At 66.4% G+C, this 26,845-nt stretch carries 20 protein-coding genes; 17 read left to right on the forward strand and 3 right to left on the reverse strand.

Going from position 1 to position 26,845, the window contains the following annotated elements:
- The first annotated feature begins 42 nt into the window (after window positions 1–42).
- The 13 genes from ACOYJQ_RS10160 to ACOYJQ_RS10220 all read left to right on the forward strand — a co-directional run bounded on the left by ACOYJQ_RS10160 (window position 43) and on the right by ACOYJQ_RS10220 (window position 15,634).
- Complete coding sequence (locus ACOYJQ_RS10160; RefSeq protein ID WP_433458136.1) at window positions 43–549, forward strand: rod-binding protein; 507 nt, start codon at window positions 43–45, stop codon at window positions 547–549.
- Window positions 546–1,007 (forward strand): flagellar protein FlgN, encoded by a 462-nt coding sequence (locus ACOYJQ_RS10165; protein WP_433458138.1) that lies wholly within the window; start codon window positions 546–548, stop codon window positions 1,005–1,007. The genes ACOYJQ_RS10160 and ACOYJQ_RS10165 overlap by 4 nt, the downstream gene beginning before the upstream one ends.
- Window positions 1,004–1,456, forward strand: a complete 453-nt coding sequence (locus ACOYJQ_RS10170; RefSeq protein WP_433458140.1) for a hypothetical protein — start codon at window positions 1,004–1,006, stop codon at window positions 1,454–1,456. The genes ACOYJQ_RS10165 and ACOYJQ_RS10170 overlap by 4 nt, the downstream gene beginning before the upstream one ends.
- Before the next feature lie 133 nt (window positions 1,457–1,589).
- Entirely contained in the window at window positions 1,590–4,343 is a 2,754-nt protein-coding gene (locus tag ACOYJQ_RS10175; protein ID WP_433458142.1) for a hybrid sensor histidine kinase/response regulator, read from the forward strand.
- Complete coding sequence (locus tag ACOYJQ_RS10180) at window positions 4,340–4,816, forward strand: chemotaxis protein CheW (protein WP_433458143.1); 477 nt, start codon at window positions 4,340–4,342, stop codon at window positions 4,814–4,816. The genes ACOYJQ_RS10175 and ACOYJQ_RS10180 overlap by 4 nt, the downstream gene beginning before the upstream one ends.
- Before the next feature lie 111 nt (window positions 4,817–4,927).
- Window positions 4,928–6,130, forward strand: a complete 1,203-nt coding sequence (cheB, locus tag ACOYJQ_RS10185; RefSeq protein ID WP_433458145.1) for a chemotaxis-specific protein-glutamate methyltransferase CheB — start codon at window positions 4,928–4,930, stop codon at window positions 6,128–6,130.
- Entirely contained in the window at window positions 6,127–7,041 is a 915-nt protein-coding gene (locus ACOYJQ_RS10190) for a CheR family methyltransferase (RefSeq protein WP_433458146.1), read from the forward strand. The genes cheB and ACOYJQ_RS10190 overlap by 4 nt, the downstream gene beginning before the upstream one ends.
- A gap of 353 nt (window positions 7,042–7,394) precedes the next feature.
- The gene (locus ACOYJQ_RS10195) at window positions 7,395–8,765 is read left to right on the forward strand and encodes an MBOAT family O-acyltransferase (protein ID WP_433458148.1); all 1,371 of its coding nucleotides are present in this window, start codon (window positions 7,395–7,397) and stop codon (window positions 8,763–8,765) included.
- Window positions 8,766–8,837: 72 nt separating this feature from the next.
- Window positions 8,838–9,833 carry a hypothetical protein gene (locus ACOYJQ_RS10200; protein WP_433458149.1) on the forward strand — a complete coding sequence of 332 codons (996 nt, stop codon included), beginning with the start codon at window positions 8,838–8,840 and terminating at the stop codon, window positions 9,831–9,833.
- Between the two features lie 122 nt (window positions 9,834–9,955).
- Window positions 9,956–11,128 (forward strand): phosphoserine transaminase, encoded by a 1,173-nt coding sequence (locus ACOYJQ_RS10205; RefSeq protein WP_433458151.1) that lies wholly within the window; start codon window positions 9,956–9,958, stop codon window positions 11,126–11,128.
- A 93-nt stretch (window positions 11,129–11,221) separates the two neighbouring features.
- Window positions 11,222–12,805 carry a phosphoglycerate dehydrogenase gene (gene serA / locus ACOYJQ_RS10210; protein WP_433458153.1) on the forward strand — a complete coding sequence of 528 codons (1,584 nt, stop codon included), beginning with the start codon at window positions 11,222–11,224 and terminating at the stop codon, window positions 12,803–12,805.
- A 246-nt stretch (window positions 12,806–13,051) separates the two neighbouring features.
- Window positions 13,052–14,344: an adenylosuccinate synthase gene (locus ACOYJQ_RS10215; RefSeq protein ID WP_433458155.1), complete on the forward strand. Its 1,293-nt coding sequence runs from the start codon at window positions 13,052–13,054 to the stop codon at window positions 14,342–14,344.
- A 78-nt stretch (window positions 14,345–14,422) separates the two neighbouring features.
- Window positions 14,423–15,634: a hypothetical protein gene (locus ACOYJQ_RS10220; protein ID WP_433458157.1), complete on the forward strand. Its 1,212-nt coding sequence runs from the start codon at window positions 14,423–14,425 to the stop codon at window positions 15,632–15,634.
- A 136-nt stretch (window positions 15,635–15,770) separates the two neighbouring features.
- Here the strand turns inward: ACOYJQ_RS10220 and rpoH are convergent, their stop codons facing one another.
- A complete protein-coding gene (gene rpoH / locus ACOYJQ_RS10225) occupies window positions 15,771–16,673 on the reverse strand; it encodes an RNA polymerase sigma factor RpoH (RefSeq protein WP_433458158.1) in 903 nt (300 codons plus the stop codon).
- Between the two features lie 474 nt (window positions 16,674–17,147).
- Window positions 17,148–18,236: an RluA family pseudouridine synthase gene (locus ACOYJQ_RS10230; protein ID WP_433458159.1), complete on the reverse strand. Its 1,089-nt coding sequence runs from the start codon at window positions 18,234–18,236 to the stop codon at window positions 17,148–17,150.
- A 209-nt stretch (window positions 18,237–18,445) separates the two neighbouring features.
- Here ACOYJQ_RS10230 and ACOYJQ_RS10235 point away from each other — a divergent pair, with 209 nt between their 5' ends.
- The 4 genes from ACOYJQ_RS10235 (at window position 18,446) to ACOYJQ_RS10250 (ending at window position 26,035) form a co-directional block, all read left to right on the forward strand.
- Window positions 18,446–19,198 carry an ImuA family protein gene (locus ACOYJQ_RS10235; protein ID WP_433458161.1) on the forward strand — a complete coding sequence of 251 codons (753 nt, stop codon included), beginning with the start codon at window positions 18,446–18,448 and terminating at the stop codon, window positions 19,196–19,198.
- The gene (locus ACOYJQ_RS10240; RefSeq protein WP_433458200.1) at window positions 19,116–20,669 is read left to right on the forward strand and encodes a Y-family DNA polymerase; all 1,554 of its coding nucleotides are present in this window, start codon (window positions 19,116–19,118) and stop codon (window positions 20,667–20,669) included. Before ACOYJQ_RS10235 ends, ACOYJQ_RS10240 begins: the two co-directional genes overlap by 83 nt.
- Window positions 20,666–23,863: an error-prone DNA polymerase gene (locus ACOYJQ_RS10245; protein ID WP_433458162.1), complete on the forward strand. Its 3,198-nt coding sequence runs from the start codon at window positions 20,666–20,668 to the stop codon at window positions 23,861–23,863. The genes ACOYJQ_RS10240 and ACOYJQ_RS10245 overlap by 4 nt, the downstream gene beginning before the upstream one ends.
- 270 nt (window positions 23,864–24,133) lie before the next feature.
- Window positions 24,134–26,035, forward strand: a complete 1,902-nt coding sequence (locus ACOYJQ_RS10250; RefSeq protein ID WP_433458164.1) for a glycosyl transferase — start codon at window positions 24,134–24,136, stop codon at window positions 26,033–26,035.
- Between the two features lie 62 nt (window positions 26,036–26,097).
- Here ACOYJQ_RS10250 and ACOYJQ_RS10255 read toward each other — a convergent pair whose 3' ends face one another.
- Complete coding sequence (locus ACOYJQ_RS10255; protein WP_433458166.1) at window positions 26,098–26,838, reverse strand: GntR family transcriptional regulator; 741 nt, start codon at window positions 26,836–26,838, stop codon at window positions 26,098–26,100.
- Window positions 26,839–26,845: the final 7 nt, after the last annotated feature.

Here is a 26,845-nt window from a genome sequence, read left to right on the forward strand (position 1 = left end):
CGGTCCCGCCGGGCATGGACGCGGTGATAGAGTGGGAGTGTCATGGCCGTCAGTGTTCCCGTCGATATCGTCATGGATGTCGCCAGGGCAGCCGACCCGGCGCGATTCCGGTCGGCTGTCAATGCGCTTGGGAGTGGTGAGCTTCGGAGCGGGGAAGACTATGCGCGTGTCGCCCGGGATGTCGCGCATGCCTTTGCCCAATCGCCGGCCGACGGTGCGCGGGAGGGTGGGACTTCCGCTTCGGGGAGCGGGTTTCGGCCAGTCTTCGACGTCGAGCGGGCGCGGCTTCGGCTGGGTGGGCGCGACGGCGCCGCGGACGTCTATCAGCAGTTCGAGGCGGTGACGCTGCAAAAGTTTGTCGAAGCGATTCTGCCGCAAAAGGCGTCATGGTTCGGCGGCGGTTTCGCTGGCGACATGTGGAAGTCTCTTCTTGCACAGCAAATGGCGGAGGAATTGGCACGGTCGGGCGGAATCGGTATCGCGCGCGCTGTCAGGGATGCGCATCCGGGGCTGGATGAGGGCGTGTCCGCGCGGAGTGAATCGGCATGAGCGATGGTCGTGTTCGGCGCGACGAGGGCGGTGCCGTGTCGCCGGAAGGTGGTCTCGTTCCCGGATCGAGGGATGTCGCGGGTGTGCCGGCGCATGCGGCATTGAGGCAGGTGCTTCATCGTCTGGAGGCGGCGCTCGACGCAGAAAGCGAGTTTCTCCGTCAGGGGCTTGTTGGCGATTTCGATGCGATCATGCATCGGAAAAGCCAATGCCTGCTCGATCTGGGGCGTCTTTCCCGTGCGGTGACGGTCGAGGCCCTTGCGTCCGATGAAGAGCGTCGGGCGATCGGGCGGGATGTCGCCCGCATCCGGGACAGGCTGCGTGAGAGCGAGGAGATGCTGGCGCGATATCTGGAGGCCGCGCGCGAGATCACGGCGATCGTGAACGAAAGCGCCCGCATTGCCGATTCTGACGGCACCTATGCCGAGTCCGGCCCGTTTGGAAGATATGGACGATGATGCGCTTCGTGCTGATCGGCCTGTGGGTGTGCATCGTGACGCTCGTTTCGTCATATTCCGTGGCGGACTGGTCATCGAGCAAGGTCAAGAAAACCGAAGAGGTCGTCTATCTCGAGGGGCTTGAGTTTCGCAAGCTGCGGCTGATCAACGTGCCCATCGTGGCCGATAACGAGGTCAAGGGATATGTGGTGGCGCAGTTCGTCTATACCGCCGACGCCCGTACCTTGCGGGAGATTTCGATTCCGCCGGAACCGTTGATCGTCGATCGTGCGTTCAGGCTCATCTATGACGATACGGATCGCCAGTTCGATGGCGTCAACAAGAAAGATTTGAACAAGCTGACGGAAAACATCAAGAAATCCGTCAATGAGATGTTTGGGGCCGAGATCGTTACCGAGGTTCTCATAGAAGAGTTTAATTATATCGGAAAGCAGGAAATAGTTGACTGATTGAGAATTCGCCGCCCCTGGCGATGCGCTGCCGTCAATGGCCCGGATGCCGGCGGGCGGCGGTTCGTCGTTTCAGGGGTGATGGTGTGGATTGCTTGTTCGCGGGCGTCGTTGGAAGTCTGGAGTTGCTGCTATGGATGACCTTTTGCGTGAGTTCCTGACAGAGGCGACGGAAAGCCTCGACCTGATCGATGCCGAGTTGGTGAAGTTCGAGCGCGATCCCAATAACGCGGACATTCTCAGCAACATTTTTCGTCTGGTCCACACGATCAAGGGGACGTGCGGCTTCCTGGGGCTGCCGCGCCTCGGTTCTCTGGCGCATGCTGCCGAAACGCTGATGGGGCGTTTTCGTGAGGGCGCCGAAGTGCGGCCCGAGGCCGTCGATCTGGTGATGCGCTCCATCGACCGCATCAAGGATATCGTCGGCGGGCTCGAGGCCGGCGACGGGAATGAGCCGGATGGCGACGACGGCGATCTGATCAGCGCGCTCAACGATATGGCGGAGAAGGCGGAAGCCGGTGCGCCGGCCGTGCCCGAGGAGCCGCCGGCCGTTGTCCCGGTGGAGAGCGTGTCGGCTCAGGCTGAGGGCGAGGATGCCGGCGGCGAGGATCTTGATGAACTCGAGCGTCTGTTCCGTGAAACGCCGGTCGATCCCCGGCCGGCTTCCGGCGGAGCGCGTGAGGCCGCCGGGTCTCTGTCGGTCAAGGCGGAAAAGGAGGCCGGCAAGAGCGCCCAGGTGGCCGTGCGTCCGCCGGCGGCGGCGGAGCCCGCGCCGCTCGCCTCCCGTGAAGCTCCGGCAGCGCACGGCGAGGATGCCGGCGCTCCTGCGCGCAGCGGCGCGGCGCAATCGATTCGCGTCAATGTCGAGACCCTCGAGCAACTGATGACCATGGTGTCCGAGCTGGTGCTGACGCGCAACCAGTTGCTGGATCTGGTTCGTCGGCAGGAGGAGTCCGAGTTCAAGGTGCCGCTGCAACGGCTGTCCCACGTGACGGCCGAGTTGCAGGAAGCGGTGATGAAGACGCGGATGCAGCCTATCGGCAATGCCTGGCAGAAACTGCCGCGCATCGTGCGCGATCTGTCGCGCGATCTCGGCAAGCCGATCGATCTGCAAATGCTGGGCGCCGATACGGAGCTCGACCGGCAGGTGCTTGAGATGATCAAGGACCCGTTGACGCACATGATCCGCAACTCCGCCGACCACGGGCTGGAAAGCCCGGAGGATCGCGTGAGGGCGGGCAAGCGCGAGGCGGGCACCATCCGGCTTTCGGCCTATCACGAAGGCGGACACATCATCATCGAGGTGGGCGACGACGGTCGCGGTCTCAACACGGAACGCATTCGCGAAAAGGCGGTGAACAAGGGCCTCGTCTCGGCGATCGACGCGGAGAAGATGTCGGACGCCCAGATTCACGCCTTCATCTTCCATCCCGGCTTTTCGACGGCGGAGGTCGTCACCAACGTCTCGGGCCGCGGCGTAGGCATGGATGTCGTGCGCACGAACATCGAGTTGATCGGCGGATCGGTCAACGTGCTGTCCCGTCGCGGGCAGGGGTCGACCTTCCTGATCAAGATTCCGCTGACGCTGGCGATCGTCTCGGCGCTGATCGTGGAGGCGGCGACGGAGCGTTTCGCCATCCCGCAGTTGGCCGTCGTCGAGCTCGTGCGCGTGCAGAAGGGCAGCGAGCACCGCATCGAGCGGTTCAAGGACGCGCCGGTGCTGCGCCTGCGGGAAAAGCTTCTCCCGATCGTCTATCTGGATCAGTTGCTGGGTATCGGCACCCGCGACGTGAGCGAGGAGGACGACAGCTTCGTGGTGGTGATGCAGGTCGGCAACCGCGCGTTCGGCATCGGGGTCGATAACGTCCTGCATACCGAAGAAATCGTGGTGAAGCCGGTGTCGTCGATCCTGCGTCACGTGTCGATGTTCTCCGGCACGACCATTCTGGGCGACGGCAGCGTCATCATGATCATCGATCCCAACAGCATGGCGCAGGCGATGGCGAGCGGCCTCGTTCCGGGCGTCGTCAGCGGGCATGACGAGGAGCCGGCGGGAATCGCCGATGGAGCCGGGGCGGAGAACATGTCCCTGATCCTGTTCCGGGCGGGCACGGAAGAGCCGAAGGCCGTGCCGCTCTCGCTCGTCACCCGGCTGGAAGTGTTCGACGCCGCGCGCATCGAAAGGCTGACCGGACAGGATCTCGTGCAGTATCGCGGTTCGCTGATGCCGCTCGTCTATATCAGCGACGCTTCCCGCGACAAGGTGCAGGGCGAGCGGGCGATGCTGGTGTTCACCGATCACGGCAAGGCGATCGGACTCGTCGTGGACGAGATCATCGATATCGTCGACGAGAGCTTCACGATCGAGTTCAATTCCACGATACCCGGCATTCTCGGCACGGCCGTGGTCAAGGGCAGGGCGACGGAGATCCTGGACATCGGCCATTTCCTGCCGGCGACCTTCCGCGCCGTCGCCGGTCCGCGTGCCACCAATGTCGCTTCGAAGCCCCGTGTGTTGTTCGTCGATGACAGCGCGTTCTTCCGCAACATGCTGTCGCCCATGCTGCGGGCTGCGGGCTACGATGTGACGGTGTGCGAGAGCGTGCGCGATGCTTATGGGCATATCGATGCCGGCATGTTCCTGGATGTCGTGGTGAGCGATATCGATATGCCCGAAATCGACGGCTTCACTTTTGTGGAGAAGCTGAGGGCCGATCCGCGTACGCGGGATCTGCCGGTCATCGCCCTTTCCGGGCTTAATACGCCGGAGGCGATCGAGCGTGGCCGCAAGGTCGGTTTCACCGATTATATCGCCAAATTCGACAAGGAAGGGCTTCTTGCAGCCCTCGAAGAGTTCACCGCAAGCGGAACGGGAGTCACCCCATGAGTATGCAGCTTGCTGCCGTCCGGGAGGAAGGCCATGGCCAGTTCGTTACGGTGCGCATCGCGGGTCAGCTCTTCGGGCTTCCGATCTGGGCCGTGCATGACGTGTTCGTGCCCCAGCGCGTGACGCCCGTGCCGCTGGCGCCGGTGGAGGTCGACGGCGTGCTCAATCTGCGCGGGCGTATCGTCACGGCGATCAACATGCGCCGGCGCCTCGGTTTTCCGGTGCGTGACGAAGGCGAGCCCGTGATCGCCGTCGGCATCGAGTATCAGGGGGAGGTTTATGGCCTTCTCGTGGACGAGGTGGGCGAGGTCCTGACGCTGGACAAGGCGCGGCTCGTCGCCAAGCCACCCAACCTGGATCAGCGGTGGGGCGCCGTGACGGACGGGGTTTTCCCGCTGGAGCGGGAACTGCTGGCGGTTCTCGATGTCGAGAGCGTGCTGGCGAGCATCCGGGAAGATTATGTCGCTTCATAAGCCGCGTGTCGATGATGCACCGGCGATCATAACATTCGCAGCGGGAGGGGGCCGGCCGTGTCCGTAACGCGGGATCCACAGACGGGCGGTAGCCCTGACGATATACGGGTGATGGTCGTGGACGATTCCGCGGTCATCCGCGGCCTCACCAGCCGCTGGCTCGGGGATGAGGCGGGCGTCGGCATCGTCGCCGTCCATGCCAATGGCCGCAAGGCGGTTGACGATGTGGCGGTCTCGAAGCCCGATGTCGTCATTCTGGACATCGAGATGCCGGAGATGGACGGGCTCACGGCGCTGCCGCTTTTGCTCGAACGGCGTCCCGGTCTCGTCGTGATCGTTTCGTCGACGCTTTCGCGGCGGGGGGCGGAGATCAGCTTGCGCGCCCTGGCGCTCGGGGCGGCGGAATGTCTTGCCAAGCCTGACGGCAGCGGGCGCATCGCGGGCGCGGCGGACTATCGCCGCACGCTCATCGACTTGGTGAAGCAGCTTGGCGCGCGGGCGCGGCTGCGCCGCTCGCGGGAAAGCGGACCCGCACCGGTGGCGTCGCGGGAGCATGCGGCCACGCGGGAGACGCCGTCGGCGGATGCGCGGGCGCGGCTGCCCGGCCAGCGGGAAGTGGCCACGCCGGGCGCGGGCGGACTGGCCGCGCGCGGTCATGCCCTGCCCGTGCAAACCGCCAGACGCCCCGGAACCGAGGGGGCGAAGGCCCTGCGCTCCTACTCCAGCGTGCCGCCGCGGGTGCTGGCGCTGGGCAGCTCGACGGGCGGGCCGCAGGCGCTGGTCGAGGTTCTGAGTTCCAGCAAGGATGTGCTGGCCCGCGTGCCGGTCATCGTCGTGCAGCATATGCCGCCGACTTTCACGGCGCTGCTGGCCGAGCAGCTCGGCCGCGCCGCCGGGGTGCCCTCGGCCGAAGCCAAGGAAGGGGAGGTGCTCGTTCCCGGCCGCATCTATGTCGCGCCCGGAGGCCGCCATCTCCTCGTGGGGCGCGCCGATGACGCGGTCGTGGCACACCTGAGCGATGCGCCGCCGGAACATTTTTGCCGGCCGGCCGTCGATCCGATGTTCCGGTCCGTGGCGCAGGTCTATGGCGCGGCGACTCTCGGCGTGGTGCTCACCGGCATGGGTGGCGACGGCGGAGCGGGCGCGCTGGCCATCGCCGACAGCGGCGGCAGCGTCGTCATTCAGGATGAAGAATCCAGCGTCGTCTGGGGTATGCCGGGAGCCGTCGCTGCCGCCGGTGCCTGCGCCGGCATTTTTCCGCTGACGCAGATCGGCGGAAAGCTGAGAGAACTCTTGCGTGGAAGCGGCCGATGAAGGACGATGAGTACGACTTCATCGCGCGCCTCGTCAAGGAACAGTCGGGCCTCGCGTTGCCGGCCGACAAGCACTATCTTGTCGAGAGCAGGCTCGCCCCGGTGGCGAGGGAGGCCGGGCTCGGCGACCTGAGCGAACTCGTCCGCCAGTTGCGTCGTTCCGATGCCGGCGGGGTGTTGCGCGCCGCGGTGGTGGAAGCGATGACGACGAACGAGTCGTTTTTCTTCCGCGACAAGCTGCCGTTCGAATATTTTTCCGGCGTCATGATGCCTCATTTGCTGGAGGCGCGGGCGGCGAAGCGGCATATCCGCATCTGGTGTGCGGCTGCGTCGACAGGGCAGGAGCCCTATTCGCTCGCCATCTGCCTTCAGGAGATGGGCGCGCGCCTGTCCGGCTGGCGGATCGACATTCTCGGTACGGATATTTCCTCGCAAGCGCTGGATCGTGCGCAGGCGGGGCGCTATACGCCGTTCGAGGTGCAGCGCGGCCTGCCGCCGCATCTGCTGACCAAGTATTTCGTCAGGAAGCAGGAGCGGAGCGGCGATGCCTGGGAGATCCTTCCCGCCATCCGGTCGATGGTTACGCTCCAGAAATTCAATCTGCTCGATCGCTTCACCGGGTTGGGCGTGTTCGACATCGTGTTCTGCCGCAACGTCCTGATCTATTTCGATCCGCAAACGAAGGCCGATGTGCTGGAGCGGATCGCCCAGGTGATGCCGCCCGACGGTTTCATGATGCTGGGCGCGGCCGAGACGATCGTCGGGTTGACGGAAGCCTTCCGGCCGGTTCCCACGCGTCGGGGGCTCTATAATCCGGCCGCCGGAAAGCCGGCTGTCGGTGCCCCGCCTGCACGGGCCGATTCCGCAAGGCGTTTGCCGGGGAAAGCGGATGTCATCATCCCGGTCCGGTGAGGCATCGTCTTTTCCGGGAAGCCGCGATGTTTCCTGAAGAAGGTTTTTTTGGAAAGGCCGTCCGCAACCGGACGGACGGCGCGGGAAGGATCGGCACTGTGAGGGTCCGCCTGAAGTCCGACGTTTTTAATCGTTCTGCGAAGAGCGCATAAGCCTTTCCGGCCGAATATATTCGCATCGGCGACGGAAGCGGCTCGCCGCCGCTTTCCACGGTCTGCGCGAGGGTTTATTTGCGGGGGCGTATCTACTAGATTGGCCGCTGGCCGGCTCGAATCGGCGGCCGGTCCTGTCCGCCGCATCCCGTATCCCCCATGCGAAGCGGCGCCCGCCTCGCCACGGAACCAGACGCCCGCATGCTCTTCAATTCCTTTGCCTTCCTGCTCGTCTTCCTGCCTTGCGCGCTGGTTCTCCACTGGATGGCCGAGCGGTTTGCGCCCGCGTGGCGGCTGCCGCTGCTCGCGGTTCTCTCGTTTGCGTTCTACGCCTGGTGGGACTGGCGGTTCCTGCCGCTGTTGATGGCGTCGATCGTCGTCAACTGGGCGATCGCGCGGGCGTTCGGGCACTGGACGCGATCCGCGCTGATCTACAGCGCCATCGCCGTCAACCTGCTGGTGCTCGGCATATTCAAATATGCGGATTTCGCGCTGGGGCTCGCGGGAGACATCACCGGCGCGACGTTCACGCCGCTGGCGCTGGCTTTGCCGCTGGGCATCTCGTTCTTCACGTTCCATCACATCATGTATCTGACGGATCTCAAGGCCGGGCGCGCGCCGCAGTTCGGGCTGGTCCGTTACACGCTTTACATCGCCTTCTTTCCGCAGGTGCTCGCCGGCCCGCTCGTGCGCTGGACGGAAATCATGCACCAGTTCGACGAGCGTCCCTATCTGCGCTCGGATGCCGTCGAACGGTTCGCGCGGGGGCTGCTGCTGCTGACGGTGGGCCTTGCCAAGAAGGTGTTCATCGGCGATCCACTGTCGCTTTACGTCAACCCGGCCTACGAGGCGGCGGCGAACGGGGCGGTCAGCGTGTCGGCGGCGTGGCAGGCGACGCTGGCCTTTCCGTTTCAGGTCTATTTCGATTTCTCGGGCTACACCGACATGGCGCTCGGCATCGCGCTGATGTTCGGCGTCGTGCTGCCGCAGAACTTCGACAGTCCCTACCGCGCCACCTCGCTACAGGATTTCTGGCGGCGGTGGCACATGACGCTGTCGCGCTTTCTGCGCGATTATCTCTACATCGGCATGGGCGGCAACCGGCATGGCCTCACGCTGCAATTGTTCGCGCTGTTCATGACCATGACGCTCGGCGGCCTGTGGCACGGCGCGGGGCTGACGTATGTCGCCTGGGGCATGCTGCATGGCGCCGGGCTTTGCGTGGGCGTGCTGTGGCAGAGGGCGCGGCTGCCGATGCCGCCGCTCGTCGGCTGGGCGCTGACATTCGTCTTTCTGGCGCTGACTTTCGTGATGTTCCGCGCCACGAGCTTCGAGGCGGCCTGGACGGTCTACGAAGCGCTTCTGGGCTTCGGGCCGGAGGGAGAGCGCATCAGGTGGCGCACCATCGCGCTTGCCGCCGCCGTGGCGCTGGTGGGGCCGACTGCCTGGACCTTCGTGCACCGCCTGCCGCCCGCGCGCTGGGTGGCTGTGGTGGCGGCGATCGTCTTTGTCATCATCCTGTTCAAGATCGGCGATGACGCCAATTATGAGTTCATCTACTTCCAGTTCTAGGGCATGCTCCGGGAAAATCGGCGCAGGTTTCGGGAAAGATAATTTCAACAGACGAACAGAGCGGAGTTCGGGGTGCAGGGCGATCAGGAATTGCGGTGGCGGCGGTTCGCCATCACGCTTGTGGCGCTGGTCGCTGTGCTGTTTCCGGCGACCGTCGCCGCGCTTTTCGTGCTCGATCCCTACGGCACGGGGCGGGTGACGCTCATCGATCCGCCCGGCGTGCGTGCGCAGGGCACCCGTACCGAGCACGCCAGCCGCGCGCGCGATCAATCGTTCGATTCCGTCATTATCGGCAATTCCCGCATGCAGGCGCTCAATCCCGAGCGCCTGACCGAGATGACCGGGGCGCGCTTCGCATCGCTCACCATTCCCGGCACGCATCCCAGGGAGCAATTGACGCTGTTGCGCTGGTATCTGCGCCATCGGCAGGCGCCGCCCGAGGTCATTCTGCTGGGTACGGACGCCTACTGGTGCAAGGCCGATCCCACGCTCACGCCCGTCAATCCGTTCCCGTTCTGGCTCTATGACGACGACCCGCTCGTCTACGCGGGCGGCCTTGCCCGGTTCAGCGTGCTGGAGGAGGGGTTGCGGCGCATCCAGTACGTTTTCGGCGCGCGGGACCGGTCGCGGCCGGACGGCTATTGGGATTACGATCCGATATACGTCCTGCAAGGGTTCGAGGGGCCGGAGAAGCGCCGGCAGCTCATGGAATACAAGGTCGAGGGAATCATCAACGACAGCGGTCGTTTTCCGGCGCTCGACGCGCTGCGCGAGACGCTTCTAAGCGTTCCCGCGCAAACGCTCGTGGTGTTCATGATCCCGCCCGCGTTCGTGACGGGTCAGACCAGGCCCGGCACGCCTGAGGCCGATACGGAGGCGCGGTGCCACGCGGCGCTGGCGCAGATGGCGTCGGCGCGCCCCGGCACCATCATCATCGAATGGCCGGGTGCGCGGACCGAAACCGAAGACCCCGAAGATTATTTCGACCACATTCATTATAAGGGCTCGCTCGCCCGCCTGCTGGAAGACGAAATCGCCGCCCGCATCGAGGCCGCGCGCCGCTCCTGAGGGGAGCGGCGAAAAAATGCGCCGGGGCTGCGGATTTGCTTGCGCGCGGGGGGCGATTCCGGTATCGCTGTCAGCGGGACACTTCCCCCCAACGGGAAGCGCCCATCTGTGAGGATGGATACATGACAGATATTGCAAAGCCCGTCGCGCGGCCGGTCAATCCCGCGTTCTCGTCCGGCCCCTGCGCCAAGCGCCCCGGCTGGAGCGTCGAGGCGCTCAAGGATGCGGCGGTGGGCCGCTCCCATCGCGCCAAGATCGGCAAGGCGAAGCTGAAGCTCGCCATCGATCTTACCCGTGAAATTCTCAAGGTTCCCGACGATTACCGCATCGGCATCCTGCCTGCGTCCGACACGGGCGCGGTCGAGGTCGCGCTGTGGTCGCTGCTCGGCGCGCGCGGCGTCGACCTGCTGGCCTGGGAATCGTTCGGCGAGGGCTGGGTGACGGATGTCGTCAAGCAGCTCAAGCTGGAAGACGCGCGCGTCATCAAGGCTCCTTACGGCGAACTGCCCGATCTTTCGCAGGTCGACACGAAAACCCGCGATGTCGTGCTGACATGGAACGGCACCACCTCCGGCGTGCGCGTGCCGAACGCCGACTGGATCGCGGACGACCGCGAGGGGCTCATCATCAACGACGCCACCTCCGCCGCCTTCGCGCAGCCGCTGGACTGGAAGAAGTTCGATGTCGTCACCTTCTCGTGGCAGAAGGTGCTGGGCGGCGAGGGTGCGCACGGCATTCTGATCCTGTCGCCGCGCGCCGTCGAGCGGCTGGAAACCTACAAGCCCGCCTGGCCGCTGCCGAAGATCTTCCGTCTCACCAAGGGCGGCAAGCTGATCGAGGGCATTTTCGTCGGCGAAACCATCAATACGCCCTCTCTGCTGGCGACCGAGGATTATCTCGACGCGCTGCAATGGGCGAAATCGGTCGGCGGTCTCGACGGGCTGATCGCCCGCGCCGACGCCAACGCCAAGGTGCTGCACGACTGGGTGGCGCGCACGCCGTGGGTCGAGAATCTCGCCAAGGTCGAGGCGACGCGCTCCAACACCTCCGTCTGCCTGTCGATCGTCGATGCGGATGTGGTGGCGAAGGGGCCGGAGGCGGTGGCCGCCGTTGCCAAGGGCATCGTCGCGCTTCTCGACAAGGAAGGCGCCGCCTATGACATCGGCGCCTATCGCGACGCGCCTCCCGGCCTGCGCATCTGGGCCGGCGCGACGGTCGAGGCAGCCGACCTCGAGGCGTTGACGGCTTGGCTCGACTGGGCCTTCGCCGCGGAAAAGGCCAGGCTTTCCGCCTGAGCGAACCGGATGCGGCGGGGGCGGCACGGCCGCGCCTCGCCCTTCCTTCCGCCCGAGATTTGCAAAAAAGATTTGCCCGAGAGGCTTGCTGACATGACCGCTCCCAAGGTGCTCATTTCCGACAAACTGTCGGATGCCGCCGTCCAGATCTTCAAGGACAACGGCGTTGACGTCGATTTCCGCCCCGGCATCGACAAGGACGAACTCGAAAAGATCATCGGCGATTACGATGGCCTCGCCATCCGCTCCGCCACCAAGGTGACGCCGAAACTGCTGGAGAAGGCCACCCGGCTCAAGGTGATCGGCCGCGCCGGCATCGGCGTCGACAACGTGGACATTCCCGCCGCCACGGCGCGCGGCATCATCGTGATGAACACGCCGTTCGGCAATTCCATCACCACCGCCGAGCACGCCATCGCGCTGACCTTCGCGCTGGCGCGCGAGATCCCCGCCGCCGACGCCTCCACGCAGGCCGGCAAGTGGGAGAAGAACCGCTTCATGGGTGTGGAGCTGACGGGCAAGACCTTCGGCATCATCGGTTGCGGCAACATCGGTTCCATCGTGGCGGAGCGGGCCGTCGGCCTGCGCATGCGCGTCATCGCCTATGATCCCTTCCTGTCGCCGGAGCGCGCGCGGGATCTCGGCGTCGAGAAGGTCGAGCTCGACGACCTGCTGGCGCGGGCCGATTTCATCACGCTGCATACGCCGCTGACCGAGAAGACGAAGAACATCCTTTCGGCCGAAAATCTCGCCAGGACGAAGAAGGGCGTGCGCATCGTCAACTGCGCCCGCGGCGGCCTCGTGGACGAGGTGGCGCTGCGCGCGGCTCTCGACAGCGGCCATGTCGCCGGCGCGGCCTTCGACGTGTTCACGGTGGAGCCGGCGAAGGAGAACCCGCTGTTCGGCCATCCGCATGTCGTGGCGACGCCGCATCTGGGCGCCGCCACCACGGAGGCGCAGGAGAACGTCGCGCTCCAGGTGGCGGAGCAGATCTCGGATTACCTGTTGCGCGGCGCCATCACCAACGCCGTCAACTTCCCCTCCATCACGGCCGAGGAGGCGCCGAAGCTGCGGCCCTTCATCGAGCTGGCCGAGAAACTCGGCTCCTTCGCCGGCCAGTTGACCGAGACGGATATCAAGACGGTGCGCATCACCTATGAGGGGTCGGTGGCGCAGCTCAAGGTCAAGGCGCTCACCTCGGCGGCGATCGCCGGGCTGCTGCGTCCCATCCTTCAGGACGTCAACGTCGTGTCCGCGCCCTCCATCGCCCGCGAGCGCGGCATCGTGATCGAGGAAACGACGCGCGAGGCGCAGAGCGATTACGATGCGCTGGTCACGCTCACCGTCGTCACCGATACGCTGGAGCGTTCCGTCGTCGGCACGGTGTTCGCGGACGGCAAGCCGCGCATCGTCGGCATCAAGGGCATCAAGGTCGACGCCGAATTCGCGCCCTCGATGATCTATGTCTCGAACGAGGACAAGCCGGGCTTCATCGGCCGCTTCGCCAGCGTGCTGGGCGACGCCGGCATCAACATCGCCACCTTCGCGCTCGGCCGCGATTCCGAGGGCGGTTCGGCGGTGGCGCTGGTGCAGGTCGACGGCGCGGTGCCGCAGGCGGTGCTCGATGCCGTGCAGGCCATTCCCGGCGTCAAGCATGCGCATCAGCTTGTGTTCTGATGTTGCCTGAAGTCTCGCGGGGCTTGACCTTGCGGGCGTGATATCTCATGAAACCCTTGAGAGCCCCGGCCAAGAGAAGCACTCTCGGCCGGGGTTTGTTTTGCCGGCGCCGCGCGGCGCCGGGACTGGAGCTTTTTCCGATTTCGTGAAATCGTAAAAGCTCTGCGATTCTTTGAGTTGAGCGGATTCTTGTCGTTCAGACGGTTGCGTTTGGGCGGCAAGCGCTCTGATGAAGGTGAGGCTGAGATGGCGAGTGTCGTCGTGGTCGGCGCCCAATGGGGCGACGAAGGCAAGGGCAAGATAGTCGACTGGCTGTCCGAGCAGGCCGATGTGGTGGTGCGCTTTCAGGGCGGGCACAATGCGGGGCATACGCTCGTCATCGGCGGCGAGACCTACAAGCTGTCGCTGCTGCCTTCCGGCGTGGTGCGGCCCGGCAAGCGCGGCGTCATCGGCAACGGCGTGGTGCTCGATCCGCAGGCGCTGGTGGACGAGATCGAGCGGCTCGGCGAGCAGGGCGTGGCGATCACCGCCGAAAACCTGCGCATCGCGGAGAACGTGTCGCTGATTCTGCCGCTGCACCGCGAGCTCGATTCGCTGCGCGAAAACGCCAATGTCGGCACCCGCATCGGCACGACGCGCCGGGGCATCGGCCCGGCCTACGAGGACAAGGCCGGGCGGCGCGCCATCCGGCTGGCCGATCTCGCCGATCCGGTTTCGCTGCCGGACAAGGTGGAGCGCCTGCTGTCGCATCACAACGCGCTGCGGCGCGGCTTCCGCCTGCCCGAATACGAGGCGCAGGCGATCATCGACGAGCTGCTGCGGCTCGCGCCCAAGGTGCTGCCCTACATGGATACGACCTGGCGCACGCTCGACGGCGATCGCCGCGCGGGCCGGCGCATCCTGTTCGAGGGCGCGCAGGGCGCGCTGCTCGATGTCGACCACGGCACCTATCCCTTCGTCACCTCCTCGCACACGGTCGCGGGGCAGGCGGCGGCCGGCTCGGGCCTCGGGCCGACGGCCATCGGCTATGTGCTCGGCATCGCCAAGGCGTATACGACGCGCGTCGGCGAGGGACCTTTTCCGACGGAACTGTTCAACGACATCGGGGAACTCATCGGCCGCAAGGGGCGGGAGTTCGGCGTCGTCACGGGCCGCAAGCGCCGCTGCGGATGGTTCGACGCGGTGCTCGTGCGCCAGACGGTCAGCACCTCGGGCATTTCCGGCATCGCCCTGACGAAGCTCGATATTCTCGACGGCTTCGAGGAGATCGACATTTGCGTCGGCTATGAGCTCGACGGCCGGACGATCGACTACCTGCCGGCGAATCAGGCCTTGCAGGCGCGGGTGAAACCCGTATACGAAACGGTTCCGGGCTGGTCCGGCTCCACCGCGGGGGCGCGATCGTGGGCGGACCTTCCCGCCGAGGCCATCAAATATGTGCGCCGTATCGAGGAATTGATCGGCGCGCCGGTGGCTCTGCTTTCCACCAGCCCCGAACGCGACGATACTATCCTGGTCCACAATCCCTTCGAGGGATGAGTCTGGCCCTCCGATGGATGAGCCCGGCCCGTGCCGGCGTTGTGACAGGGACCGACCTTGCAGGCCGGTTAAGGGTGAATGACAGATCTGTACGCATTGTTGACCCGCGCCATCAACAGCCAGCCGGAAAGGACGCCGGAGGCGCGCCTTGCCGTCTACAATCACGTTCGCGGGCTGTATGAACGCCAGCGCCGGGAGATCGACCCCAATCTCCCGGAGGCGGAGGTTCAGGCGGAGCAGACGCGCCTGCTGCGCGAGCAGGCGGCGCTTGAGACGGTGATCGCCCGGATCGAGGCCGAACTTGCGGAAGCGCCGCCGGCCACGGGCGAGGTTCTGTCGTTCGACCGTTTCGCCGAGCCCGACGGCGAGGGCGATGCCGTGAACGGCGTCGCCGGACAGGCGGGTGACCAGACGCGCAAGCGGCCGCGTGTGGCCGCGCGCCGCGAACGGCGCGAAACGCCGACGCTGCGCCGGGGCGGGGCCATCGCCGCCGTGGCGCTGGTGCTGGCGGGTATCGGCGGCGTGGCGTGGTGGCTGCGCAACGATGCGCTGCCGCCAGACGGCGAGGCGCAGGAGATCGTCGGCGCGGCGGAAACGGAAGACGCGCAGACCGAGGGCGAGGGCAACGGCAAGATCGTCGATCGGGTGAGCGGCGAGCCGCCGGATGCGACGCCCGCCGACCCGCCGGCTCCGGTGGAGGCGCCGCCCGCGCAGCCGGGAGCGCCGGCCCGGCCGGCCGCCGATGCGTCGGCGGCGACGGAAATCGTGGCGCAGCGCGCGTTCCTGTTCGAACTCGACGACGAGAACGCCGCCCAGCCGAAGATTTCCGCCGGTCAGGTGCTGTGGCGGCTTGAGGGCAGGGGCAGCCGCAACGCATCGCTTTACGCCGATGTCGTGATCGCGGAGGTCGGGTTGTCGTTCTCGATGCTGATGCGGCGCAACGAGGATGCCTCGTTGCCGGCGTCGCATACGATCGAGATCATTTTCGTCAACGATCCCGCGTCGCCCGATCGCGCGGTGCGCGACGTGGCGGTGCCGCAACTGCGCGTCGACAAGGAGCCGCGCGGCATGCCGCTCTCGGGCTTGCCGATTCCGGTGGCGGACAACGTATTCCTGATCGGCCTGTCGAATCTGGCCGCCGATGTCGCCCGCAACAACGAGTTGCTGCGGCAGCGCGACTGGGTCGATCTGCCGTTGCGTTTCGCCACGGGCAAGATGGGAACGATCACCTTCGCCAAGGGGTCGGTCGGCCAGCAGGCCATCACCGACGCGCTCGACAGTTGGCGGTGAGGTGAAAACCGGATGCGTTTGCCCGATTACCGCTCTGGCGGAGCGAACGCATCGGCAGCACCATATCATCGGCCCCGGTCTCCGGCCGATGCCGATTTGACCAAGGCCGATGAGTCAGGCTCATCGGCCTTTGATATCACTCCCCGGTGCTGACGACGGGCTGCGGGTTTTCGATGCGCGCCAGCCCGCGCTTGACGGCCTCCTGCACCTTCTCGAAAGCGCGCACCTCGATCTGGCGCACGCGCTCGCGCGAGACGCCGAACTCGGTTGAGAGTTCCTCAAGGGTGACGGGGTCCTCGCGCAGCCGCCGCGCCTCGAAGATGCGCCGCTCGCGGTCGTTGAGAACGTCGAGCGCCTCGCGCAGCGCCGTGAGCCTGTTGTTGCCCTCTTCCTCGATGACCAGGCTGGTTTCCTGATCCGTGCCGTCATCGACGAGCCAGTCCTGCCACTCGCCTTCGCCCTCCTGCCGCAGGGGCGCGTTCAACGACGCGTCGCCGCTGAGGCGGCGGTTCATGTCGATGACTTCCTTCTCCGGCACGCCGAGCTTGGTGGCGATCGTGCTGACGTGCTCCGGCAGCAGGTCGCCTTCCTCATAAGCCGAAATCTGGCCCTTGGCCTTGCGCAGGTTGAAGAACAGCTTCTTCTGGTTGGCGGTGGTGCCCATCTTGACGAGCGACCACGAGCGCAGGATGTATTCCTGAATCGCCGCCTTGATCCACCACATGGCATAGGTGGCCAGGCGAAACCCCTTGTCGGGCTCGAAGCGCTTGACGGCCTGCATCAGGCCCACGTTTCCTTCCGAGACGACCTCCGAAATCGGCAGGCCGTAGCCGCGATATCCCATGGCGATTTTCGCCACCAGACGCAGATGCGAGGTCACGAGCCTGTGCGCGGCAAGCCGGTCCCCGTGTTCCTTCCACCGCTTGGCGAGCATGTACTCTTCCTGCGGCTCCAGCATGGGGAAGCGGCGAATTTCGGCGAGGTAGCGGCTGAGGCCGCTTTCGCTCGCCAAACTCGGCAATGCCGATGAACTGTTCATAACGCCTCCTCTCGGATCCCCTTATCAGGCGGATCAGTCCGGTTGCCGGATGGCCAACCTGCGAGAACTATATCGCATGAGGCCAGTAACGGGGAAGGGACCAAACATGACAATCTCGTAAGCTGCGCATTTGCACATCGGAACGTGATTGGAAAAGCATCGCGCAGCATGAAATGCGGTCAGAATACAATCACATATCAAGTAATGACAATTATTCGGAAATGTTCCCGAAAGCCTCCCGATCCGCCTCGCCCGTGGCCGGCATCGTTCCATTATCCCGGCGCGCATCGGGTCCGTCGGTGCGCGGCCGCACCGGGTCCGGAGCGGCTTGCGTTCAAATCGATCCATCGAATTGAACGCAAATCGCGGTAAAACGTGAAATACGGAGCATACGTTCCGACGGAAACGGAGCGTGCGATCCGAAGCGTTTTCAGGCAAAGCGGATGCCGCTTTGATGGGAGAAAACATGTCGCGTCAGGAAGAGCCGCGCAGCGCCTCGATCAGCCGTTGCATGGCTGGCGGGAGGGGGCTTTCGAAGACCATTTCCTCGCCCGTCTCGGGATGCGCGAAGCCCAGAAGGGCGGCGTGCAACGCCTGACGCCCGAGGGCGGCAAGGGCGTCGCGGGCATCGTCGCCCAGACGCGCCTCCTTGCTGCGGAAGCCGCTGCCGTAAAGCGAATCTCCCAGCAGCGGATGGCCCCGATGCGCGAGATGCACGCGAATCTGGTGCGTGCGCCCCGTCTCCAGCTCGCAATGCACGAGGCTGGCGAGGGGGGCCTGCACGAGGGGCTCCCGCACGGGCGCTTTCCTGGCCGGCTTTCCGGCCTCCTGCGGGTAGAAATCCTCTTCCACCCGGTAATGCGTGATGGCCTCGCGGCCGCGCCCCTGCGCCGTGACGGCGATCTTCTCGCGGTTGTGCGCCATCCGCTCCAGCGGGGCGTCGATGGTGCCGGCGCGGGGCAGCGGCGCCCCCCAGCACAGCGCGAGATAGGCGCGCTGAAGCGGGCCCGTGCGGCCGTGATCGGCGAATTGCGCGGCGAGCGCCTGATGGGCGCGGTCGGTCTTCGCCACCACCATCACGCCCGACGTATCCTTGTCGAGCCGGTGCACGATGCCGGGCCGGCGCACGCCGCCGATGCCGGAAAGGCTGTCGCCGCAATGGGCGAGCAGCGCGTTGACCAGCGTGCCGCTCGGGCTGCCGGGCGCGGGATGCACCACGAGCCCCGCCGGCTTGTCGATGACGATGAGCGCGTCGTCCTCGTGGATGACGGCAAGCGGAATGGCCTCCGGGGCCGGGCCGGCCGGCTCGGGCGGCGGCACGACGAGGCCGAGGCGCGCGCCCGCGCCGACCCGCGCGCCGGGATCGGTGACGGTGATGCCGTCGACGCGCGCCTGCCCCGCGCGAATCAACTGCTGGAGGCGGCTGCGCGAAAGATCGGCCCCGGCGGGAGAGTCGCCGAGAATGCCGGCCAACGCCTTGTCGAACCGGGTGGCGGGCGCGTCGGCGCCGACGACGGCCTCGATCGTCTCGCCCTGCTCCCCGGCGCTGTCGCTGAAACTCAAATGAACCTCGTTTCGGAAAAATCCCTGATACCACGAAAGCCGGCCGCAGCGCCAGTCCATCCATCGAAGCCGGTCATTCTTGTCCGGGCGGCCTTATCCGGGCGGCGGCCCTGCGCAAGCGCTCTTGACTCTCCGGCCGTTTAAGAACAGATAATGAACATATCAGCGGAGACGTCTTGTGCGAAAGTCCCGTGGAGTTGTCTTTCCGAATGCCGGAACAAGCTGCCCGTCCCGTCATCGCCGCCTTGCGGGAGCGCATCCGCCATCTGGAGGGCGCGGGGCGGCGTGCGTGTGCGGCCCTGCCGTTCGGGCTCGCGGAGATCGACCGGCGGTTGCCGGAAGGGGGGCTGGCGCGCGGGTGCCTGCATGAGGTGGCGGGCGGCGGCGGCGCGACGGACGGTGCGGCGGCGGCGCTGTTCGCGGCGGGGATCGCGGCGCGCGCGGGCGGCAAGGTCTTGTGGTGCGTGATGCGGCGGGACCTGTTCGCGCCCGCGCTGGCGCAGGCGGGCCTGTCGCCCGACCGGGTGATTTTCGTGGAGGCCTGCGACGATAAAACCGCGCTGGCCTGTTTCGAGGAAGGGTTGCGGCATGGCGGGCTCGGCGCGGCCGTCGCGGAAATCGCGCGCCTGCCGATGACGGCCTCGCGGCGGCTGCAACTCGCCGCCGAGCGGTCGGGGACGATCGGGATGGCGGTGCGGCGCTGGCGGCGGGCGACGGATGCGGCGGAAGGCGCGCAGCCCACCGCGTCCGTGACGCGCTGGCGCGTGTCGGTGCGGCCGTCCGCGCCCCTGCCGGTGCCCGGCATCGGGCGGCCGCGCTGGCTGCTCGAACTCGTCCGCTGCCGCGCGGGCGAAGGTTTTGCTCTTGAAGTGGAGGTTGGTGATGCGGGTCGTCTCGCTCTTCCTGCCGCGGTGGCCGACAGACCGGTTCAGGCGGAAATCCGCCTGCGCGCCTCCGTCTGAGACGCCGCTCGTGCTGGCGGGGCGCGACGGCCGGCGGCGCGCCATTGCCGCGGTCGATGCGCGGGCGGAAAGCCTCGGGTTGCGCATCGGCATGGCCGTCACGAAAGCGCAGGCGCTGGTGCCGGGGCTCGCCGTCGCCGATGCCGACCCGCAGGCCGATGCGCGGGGGCTGGAGCGCCTCGCGCTGCGGGTGGTGCAAAGGATCTCGCCGGTCGTCTCGGTCGATCCGCCCGACGGGCTCGTCATCGACACGACCGGCGCCGATCATCTGCACGGCGGCGAGGCGGCGATGCTCGCCTTCCTCGTGCGGCGGCTGGCGGTGTGGGGCGTCGTGGCGCGGGCGGCAGTTGCGGATACATGGGGCGCGGCCCATGCGGCCGCCCGCTGGGGCGGGACTGCGATTCTCGTCGTGCCGCCGGGCGGGGCGGCGGCGATGCTGCGCCCCCTGCCGCTCGCGGCGCTGCGTGTCGATCCCGATCGCGTGCGCGGGCTGCGCGATCTCGGGTTCGAGCGCATCGGCGATCTGATGGATGGGCCGCGCGCGCCGCTCGCGCTGCGCTTCGGGCCGGAGGTCGTCCGCCGGCTCGATCAGGCGCTGGGCACGGCGGCGGAGCCGATCGAGCCGGCGCGCGCGCCCGATCCCGTCGAGGTCCAGCGCGTTTTCGGCGAGCCCATCGCCGCCGCCGAAACCATCGCCCGCTTCATCGGCAAGCTCGTCGCCGCGCTCTGCATCGAGCTGGAGCGCCGGGGGCTCGGCGCCCGCCGGCTCGATCTGCTGTGCCGGCGCGTGGATGATCGCTGGCAGGCCGTGCGCGTCGGCATGGGGCAGCCGGTGCGCGACGCCGCGCGTCTGACGCGGCTGCTGTGCGAGCGCATCGGGACGATCGATCCCGGCTTCGGCATCGAGCACATGGCGCTGACCGCCTGCGTGACGGAGCCCCTTGCCGCGCGCCAGTTCGTCTCCGGGCTCGCGGGGCCGGCGGAGCCGGACGTTTCCGGCCTCATCGACGTGCTCGCCAACCGGGTCGGCGAGCGCCGGGTCTACCGCTTCGCGCCCGTCGCCAGCGACGTGCCCGAACGGTCGGTGACGCGCGTCGCGCCGCTCGCCGCGGCGGACCTCGATGCGCAAGCGGGCGCGGTCTGGCAAGGCGGCGCGGTCTGGCAAGGCGGCTGGCCGCGCCCGCCGCGGCTGCTGGCGCGGCCGGAGCCGATCGTCACCATGGCGCTGCTGCCCGATCATCCGCCCGTCTGGTTCGACTGGCGCGGGGTGCGCCGGCGCGTGCGCCGCGCGGACGGGCCGGAACGCATCTTCGGGGAATGGTGGCTGCGGGATGCGGAACTGGCCGCCGTGCGGGATTATTTCCGCGTCGAGGACGATGCGGGCGGGCGCTACTGGATCTTTCGCGCCGGCGACGGCGAGGATGCGCAGACCGGCTCGCACCGCTGGTTCATGCACGGGATATTCGCATGAACGCCCGCTACGCCGAATTGCAGGCGACGTCGCACTTCTCCTTTCTGCGCGGCGCGAGCAGTTGCGCGGAGCTGTTCGGCCGGGCGAGGGAACTCGGCATCGCGGCGCTCGGCATCGTCGACCGCAACTCGCTCGCCGGCATCGTGCAGGCGCATCAGGCGGCGAAGGAAGCGGGCGTGCGGCTCATTGTCGGCTGCCGGCTCGATCTCGCCTGCGGCATGTCGTTGCTCGTCTATCCGGCCGACCGCGCCGCCTATGCCCGGCTCTGCCGCCTGTTGTCGCTGGGCAAGAAACGGGCCGGCAAGGGCGGCTGTCATCTCGAATGGGCCGATCTCGCGGCCTTCGCCGAGGGCCTCACCGCCGTGCTGCTGCCGGACGCCGCCGACGAAACCTGCGCGCTGCGACTGCGCCGGCTGCGGGAGGCTTTCGGGGCGCACGCGCATCTGGCGCTGACCCTGCGCCGCAGGCCGAACGACCAGTTGCGGCTGTGGGAATTGTCGGCCATGGCGGCGGCGGCCGGTGTCGCGACCGTGGTCACCAACGACGTGCTGTTTCACGCGCCGGAACGGCGCATCCTGCAGGATGTCGTCACCGCGATCCGCCACAACGTCACCGTCGACGCGCTCGGCTTCCGGCGCGAGCGCCACGCCGACCGTTACCTCAAGCCGCCGCAGGAGATGCACCGGCTGTTCGCGCGCTACCCGCAAGCGCTGGCGCGCACGCTCGCCATCATGGAGCGTTGCCGCTTCTCGCTCGATGAGCTGGCCTATCAATACCCCGAGGAAAGGCTTCACCCGGAGCTGACGCCGCAGCAGGCGCTGGAGAAGCTGGCCTGGGAGGGCACCGACGCGCGCTATCCCGCCGGCGTGCCGGACAAGGTGCGGCGCGCCATCGTGCATGAACTCGCCCTGATCGCGAAGCTCGGCTATGCGCCTTATTTCCTGACGGTCGACGCCATCGTCCGCTTCGCCCGCTCGCGCGGCATCCTGTGTCAGGGCAGGGGCTCGGCGGCCAATTCGGCCGTGTGCTACGCGCTCGGCGTGACCGCCATCGATCCCGAGCGCAACGACCTGCTGTTCGAGCGCTTCGTCTCCGAGGAGCGCGACGAGCCGCCGGATATCGACGTGGATTTCGAGCACGAGCGGCGCGAGGAAGTGATCCAGTGGGTCTACGACACCTATGGCCGCGACCGCGCCGCGCTGTGCGCCACCGTCATCCGCTACCGGGCGAAGGGCGCCATCCGGGATGTCGGCAAGGCGCTCGGCCTGCCGGAGGATCTCACGAAAACCCTTTCGTCGCAGATCTGGGGCTGGTCGGAGCGGGTGGAGGAGCGGCACGCCGAGGGGCTCGGCCTCAACATGGGCGACCGCCGCCTGCGGCTGGTGCTGGATCTCGCCCGCCAGTTGATCGGCACGCCCCGGCATCTCTCCCAGCACCCCGGCGGCTTCGTGCTGACGCGCGACCGGCTCGACGCACTGGTGCCGATCGAACCCGCCGCGATGGCCGACCGGCAGGTCATCGAATGGGACAAGGACGACATCGACATCCTGAAATTCATGAAGGTCGACGTGCTGGCGCTCGGCATGCTGAGCTGCATGCGCCGGGCCTTCGATCTGCTGGCCGAGCACAAGGGGCTCCGTCTCGATCTCGCGACCGTGCCGGCGGAGGACGAGCGCACCTACGCCATGATCCGGAAGGCCGATACGCTCGGCACCTTCCAGATCGAGAGCCGTGCGCAGATGAGCATGCTGCCGCGCCTGAAGCCGAAAACCTATTACGATCTCGTCATTCAGGTCGCCATCGTGCGCCCCGGCCCCATTCAGGGCGACATGGTGCATCCCTATCTGCGCCGGCGCGAGGGCCGGGAGAAGGTCGATTATCCCAAGCCGGAGCTTGAGGGCATTCTGGCCAAGACGCTGGGCGTGCCGCTGTTTCAGGAGCAGGCCATGCGGGTGGCGATCACCTGCGGCGGCTTCACCCCCGGCGAGGCCGACCAGCTTCGCCGCGCCATGGCGACATTCAAGAACACCGGCACCATCTCGCAGTTCGGCCGCAAGCTGATCGACGGCATGATCGCCAACGGCTACGAGGCCGCATTCGCGGAAAAGATCTTCCGGCAGCTCGAAGGCTTCGGCTCCTACGGCTTCCCGGAAAGCCATGCCGCGAGTTTCGCGCTGATCGCCTACGCCTCGGCCTGGATGAAATGCCGGCACCCGGACGCCTTCTGCGCGGCGTTGCTCAATGCCCAGCCGATGGGTTTCTACGCGCCGGCGCAGATCGTCCGCGACGCGCGGGCGCACGGCGTCGAGGTGCGCCCGGTGTGCGTGAACGCCTCGCGCTGGGATTGCGGGCTCGAACCCTGCGGGGACGGGCGCTTCGCCGTGCGTCTCGGCCTGCGGATGGTTGCGGGACTCGGCAACGCCGATGCGGCGCGGCTCCTTGCCTGCCGCGCCGACGAGCCTTTCCGCTCGCCCGAGGAGCTGTGGCATCGGGCCGCCGTTTCCGCCGCCTCTCTGGTCGCGCTCGCTGAAGCCGACGCCTTTCGCCCCTCGCTCGGCCTCGCCCGCCGTGAGGCGCTGTGGGCGATCCGGGCGCTGCGCGACGAGCCGCTGCCGCTGTTCGCGGCCGCCGCCCGGCGGGAGGCGGCGCCCCTTGCCGAGCAGCGCGAGCCCGCCGTTTCGCTGCGTCCGATGACCGCCGGCGGCGAGGTCGTGGCGGATTACGGGCATGTCGGCCTGACCCTGCGCGATCATCCCGTGTCATTCCTGCGCCGGGATCTGGCGCGCCGGCGCATCATGACCTGCGCGCAAGCCATGGCCTGCCGCGACCGGCGCCGCGTCGAGGTCGCGGGCCTCGTTCTCGTGCGCCAGCGCCCCGGTTCCGCCAAGGGCGTCATCTTCATCACGCTGGAGGACGAAACGGCCATCGTCAATCTCGTGGTCCGGAAACAGGTGTTCGCGCAATACCGGCGCATCGTTTTCGGCGCGGACATGATCGCCGCCGCCGGATACATCCAGCGGGAAGGCGAGGTCGTGCATCTCGTGGCGCAGCGTCTGACGGACCTGTCGGCGGAGCTTGCCAGCGTCGGATCGCGCGAGGCGGGTTCGCCGCTGCCGAAAAACGCCGTCCTTCAGGAGCCCGCAAACGGAGGGCCTGCGGGCGGAATCAGGGTGAAGGCCCGGAATTTCCATTGAGAGTGCAGCCGGAAGGGCGGCCCATGGCAGAATTGCAGAAGTAAGATACCTGATTGAATTATATTTCAGACACAGATCAATTTTTTCTTGTGGAGAATAAAATAATAAAAAACAAAAATAAAATCATTATCTTTATGAGAAGAAGCTATAATCATGGACATTTATTTTAATATTGTTTTTATATTTTGTTTCGTCGGATGCCAGAATCATGTTTAAGGTTTTCGCTGGTTGTTCTTGTCTGCTGAAAACATGTTAACGGGTGTTCATCAGATGATGGCGCGTCTGCGAAACCTGCCGGGACCCGGCGATATCCGTGCGTGGGTGTGCGCGCTGTCGGGCAAAGTGCTTTTGGCGTCCGGCGGCAAGGCGGCGGCCGCCGCCGTTCTCGCGCAGGCCGGTGACGGTGAGACGCGGCGCGTGGAGGATTGCCTGAAACAGGCGATGCAGCTTCATTTCGAGCGCGGCGATGCGGAGAGCGTCCGCGTCATCGGCCGCCGGTTGCGCCGCCGGGGCGAAACGGACCCGGACATCGCGTTCATGCTGATGTCCGTCCTGCCGGACGAGGAAGACAAGAACCGGGTTTTCGCTTTCCAGCGGCTGCTTCTGAAGAGCCGCAACCTGAAATACGTAAGCCTCTGTCTGTCCGTCCTCAAGCTCGATACCGGGAGTGAGGGCGACTATGAACTGCTTCAGGAAACTTCCCTGTTTCTTGAGCAGGAGGCGGGCGGCCGTGCGCTGCATGCCTTTCTGAGCGCCCATCTCGTCATGTGGGCGCTGGAGCGTTGCGATTATCCCGCCGCGCGGTGCGCTCTCGCGGTCGCGGAGGCCAATCTGAAACAGGGCCGCCGCGGCATATTGGGGCTGGTGCAGGGGCTGCATGCCATTCACTGGTGGGGCGACGACGGCGCTGCCGCCCATGCGGTTGCGGTCGCGCTGCCGCCGCAGCCCGAGGCGCGCGCGCGGCGCAGGGCCATGCCGCATCGGTGGGACGACGACAGGATCAGGATCGGATACGTCTCTGCCGATTTCCTGGATATCCACGCCACCATGCAGTTGCTCGGCAACGTCCTGGAAAGGCATGACAGGAGCCGTTTCGACGTCACCCTCTTTTGCCATACGCCCGACGATTACATCGCACGCAACAATTTCGATCGCACGCAATGGGGCGACGTCGTCGATATAAGGGAAATGTCCGATGAAGATGCCGTCAGGTGCATTCGCGACAGAAACACGGATATCCTCGTCGACCTGAAGGGATATACGATGCACTCGCGCAACAGGATATTCAATTTTCCCGCGGCGCCGGTTCATGTGGCGTGGCTGGGTTATCCGACGACCGCGGTGAATGTCGATCTGGATTATGTGATCGGCGATCCTTTCGTGCTGCCGGACAGCGCCCGTCCCGACTGGAAGGAAGCGTTCTGCCGCCTGCCCGAAACCTACCAGCCCAACGATCCCGTCCGCCGCCCGCCGCCGACGCCGCTCGCGCGCGCCGATTTCGGCCTGCCGCCGGATCGCTTCATCTTCGGTTCGTTCAACAATCCGCATAAAATCACGCCGGCCGTCATCGATCTGTGGTGCCGCATCCTGCGCCGGACGCCGGACGGACTCATGTGGATATATGCGCGGGAGGAACGCCAGCAGAATAATCTGCTGAAGGAGTTCGTGCGTCAGGGCATAGCGGCGGAGCGGGTTTCGTTCATGTCCCACGAGACCCCGGCGCGGCATCTCGATCGCATGCAACTCGCCGATCTCGGTCTCGATACCTTTCCCTACAACGGCCATACGACGACATCGGAGCAATTGTGGTCCGGCTTGCCGGTGCTGGCGGTCCGGGGCACGCATTTCGCCTCGCGGGTGAGCGAGAGCCTGCTCAACGCCATCGGCCTGCCGGAACTGGTGGCCGGGGACAACGACGCGTATGTCGAACTCGCGGTCAGCCTTTATCACGACCGGGAACGGCTTTCCGGCTACCGGCGCGCGCTCGAAGCGGGGCGCTTCACCCGGCCGCTGTTCGACGCGGAACGCTTCTGCCGCCATCTGGAACGGGCCTATGCGACGATGGCCGCGCGCGCGAAAGCCGGGCTGGAGCCGGATGTGATCGACGTGCCGGCCATGCCGGCGCGCCAAGGATCATTCGAAGAAGGATCATTCGAAGAAGGATCGTTCTAAGAAGGATCGTTCGAAGCGGCATGGAGCGGCGGACATGCGCACGGTGGCGCCCCGTCGTTTGTTTACGCCGAAAGCCGGTAGCTGCCCGCGGCGTCGATCTGGCTTTCGAGGCGGGCGACGACGATGGAGAACGTCGTCTCGATGTGTACGTCGATCAGGGCCGACAGCCGGTCGATATCGTTCGCCAGCGCGGCTTCGAAGATCGCCCGGTGCTCCTCGCGGACGTCGCGCGTCTGGTGCGTGTTCGCCAGCGACAGGCGGTTGTAGCGATAGGATTGCTGGTGCAGCGTGCGCCGGAACCGGATCAGCCAGCTATTGTGGCAATTGGCCACCAGCGCGTCGTGGAACCGGGCGTTGAGTTCGTCCCATTCTTCCGTGAGTTCCTTGCGGCCTTCGCCGATCAGGCGCTGTTCCACGTTCTGCAACCGGTGATAGGCCGCCACCAACTGCGCCTCCCATTCGTCGGTCCGCGCCAGAAGCGACAATCGCAGGGCGTTGATCTCGACGATCTTGCGCGCCTCGGTGATGTCGCGAAAATCGGTGATGGACAGGGGGGCGACATAGAAGCCGCGCTGTTCGTGAGAGATCACCAGCGAGCCCGCCAGCAGCCGCGACAGCGCCTCGCGCACCGTGCTCGTGCCGACGCCGAAATCCTTGCGCAGATCGTTCACGTGCAGGCGCGCGCCGGGCTCCAGCTCGCCGGCGAGAATCCGCTCCTGCAACTGGCGATAGACGGCGTCGATCGCCGTGCGGCTTTTGTCGGCCGCGGCGGGATCGGCCTGTTTCAGCGCTTGCTTCAGCATCGTTCTG

The organism is Pseudochelatococcus sp. (assembly GCF_050946405.1).
GTDB lineage: Bacteria > Pseudomonadota > Alphaproteobacteria > Rhizobiales > Beijerinckiaceae > Pseudochelatococcus.

Excerpts from the sequence above, each read along its gene's own strand:
- ACOYJQ_RS10160 (WP_433458136.1), top strand. The coding sequence starts at position 43 with ATGGCCGTCAGTGTTCCCGTCGATATCGTCATGGATGTCGCCAGGGCA.
- ACOYJQ_RS10165 (WP_433458138.1), top strand. The coding sequence starts at position 546 with ATGAGCGATGGTCGTGTTCGGCGCGACGAGGGCGGTGCCGTGTCGCCG.
- ACOYJQ_RS10170 (WP_433458140.1), top strand. The coding sequence starts at position 1,004 with ATGATGCGCTTCGTGCTGATCGGCCTGTGGGTGTGCATCGTGACGCTC.
- ACOYJQ_RS10175 (WP_433458142.1), top strand. The coding sequence starts at position 1,590 with ATGGATGACCTTTTGCGTGAGTTCCTGACAGAGGCGACGGAAAGCCTC.
- ACOYJQ_RS10180 (WP_433458143.1), top strand. The coding sequence starts at position 4,340 with ATGAGTATGCAGCTTGCTGCCGTCCGGGAGGAAGGCCATGGCCAGTTC.
- cheB (WP_433458145.1), top strand. The coding sequence starts at position 4,928 with ATGGTCGTGGACGATTCCGCGGTCATCCGCGGCCTCACCAGCCGCTGG.
- ACOYJQ_RS10190 (WP_433458146.1), top strand. The coding sequence starts at position 6,127 with ATGAAGGACGATGAGTACGACTTCATCGCGCGCCTCGTCAAGGAACAG.
- ACOYJQ_RS10195 (WP_433458148.1), top strand. The coding sequence starts at position 7,395 with ATGCTCTTCAATTCCTTTGCCTTCCTGCTCGTCTTCCTGCCTTGCGCG.
- ACOYJQ_RS10205 (WP_433458151.1), top strand. The coding sequence starts at position 9,956 with ATGACAGATATTGCAAAGCCCGTCGCGCGGCCGGTCAATCCCGCGTTC.
- serA (WP_433458153.1), top strand. The coding sequence starts at position 11,222 with ATGACCGCTCCCAAGGTGCTCATTTCCGACAAACTGTCGGATGCCGCC.
- ACOYJQ_RS10215 (WP_433458155.1), top strand. The coding sequence starts at position 13,052 with ATGGCGAGTGTCGTCGTGGTCGGCGCCCAATGGGGCGACGAAGGCAAG.
- ACOYJQ_RS10220 (WP_433458157.1), top strand. The coding sequence starts at position 14,423 with ATGACAGATCTGTACGCATTGTTGACCCGCGCCATCAACAGCCAGCCG.
- rpoH (WP_433458158.1), bottom strand. The coding sequence starts at position 16,673 with ATGAACAGTTCATCGGCATTGCCGAGTTTGGCGAGCGAAAGCGGCCTC.
- ACOYJQ_RS10235 (WP_433458161.1), top strand. The coding sequence starts at position 18,446 with ATGCCGGAACAAGCTGCCCGTCCCGTCATCGCCGCCTTGCGGGAGCGC.
- ACOYJQ_RS10245 (WP_433458162.1), top strand. The coding sequence starts at position 20,666 with ATGAACGCCCGCTACGCCGAATTGCAGGCGACGTCGCACTTCTCCTTT.
- ACOYJQ_RS10250 (WP_433458164.1), top strand. The coding sequence starts at position 24,134 with ATGATGGCGCGTCTGCGAAACCTGCCGGGACCCGGCGATATCCGTGCG.
- ACOYJQ_RS10255 (WP_433458166.1), bottom strand. The coding sequence starts at position 26,838 with ATGCTGAAGCAAGCGCTGAAACAGGCCGATCCCGCCGCGGCCGACAAA.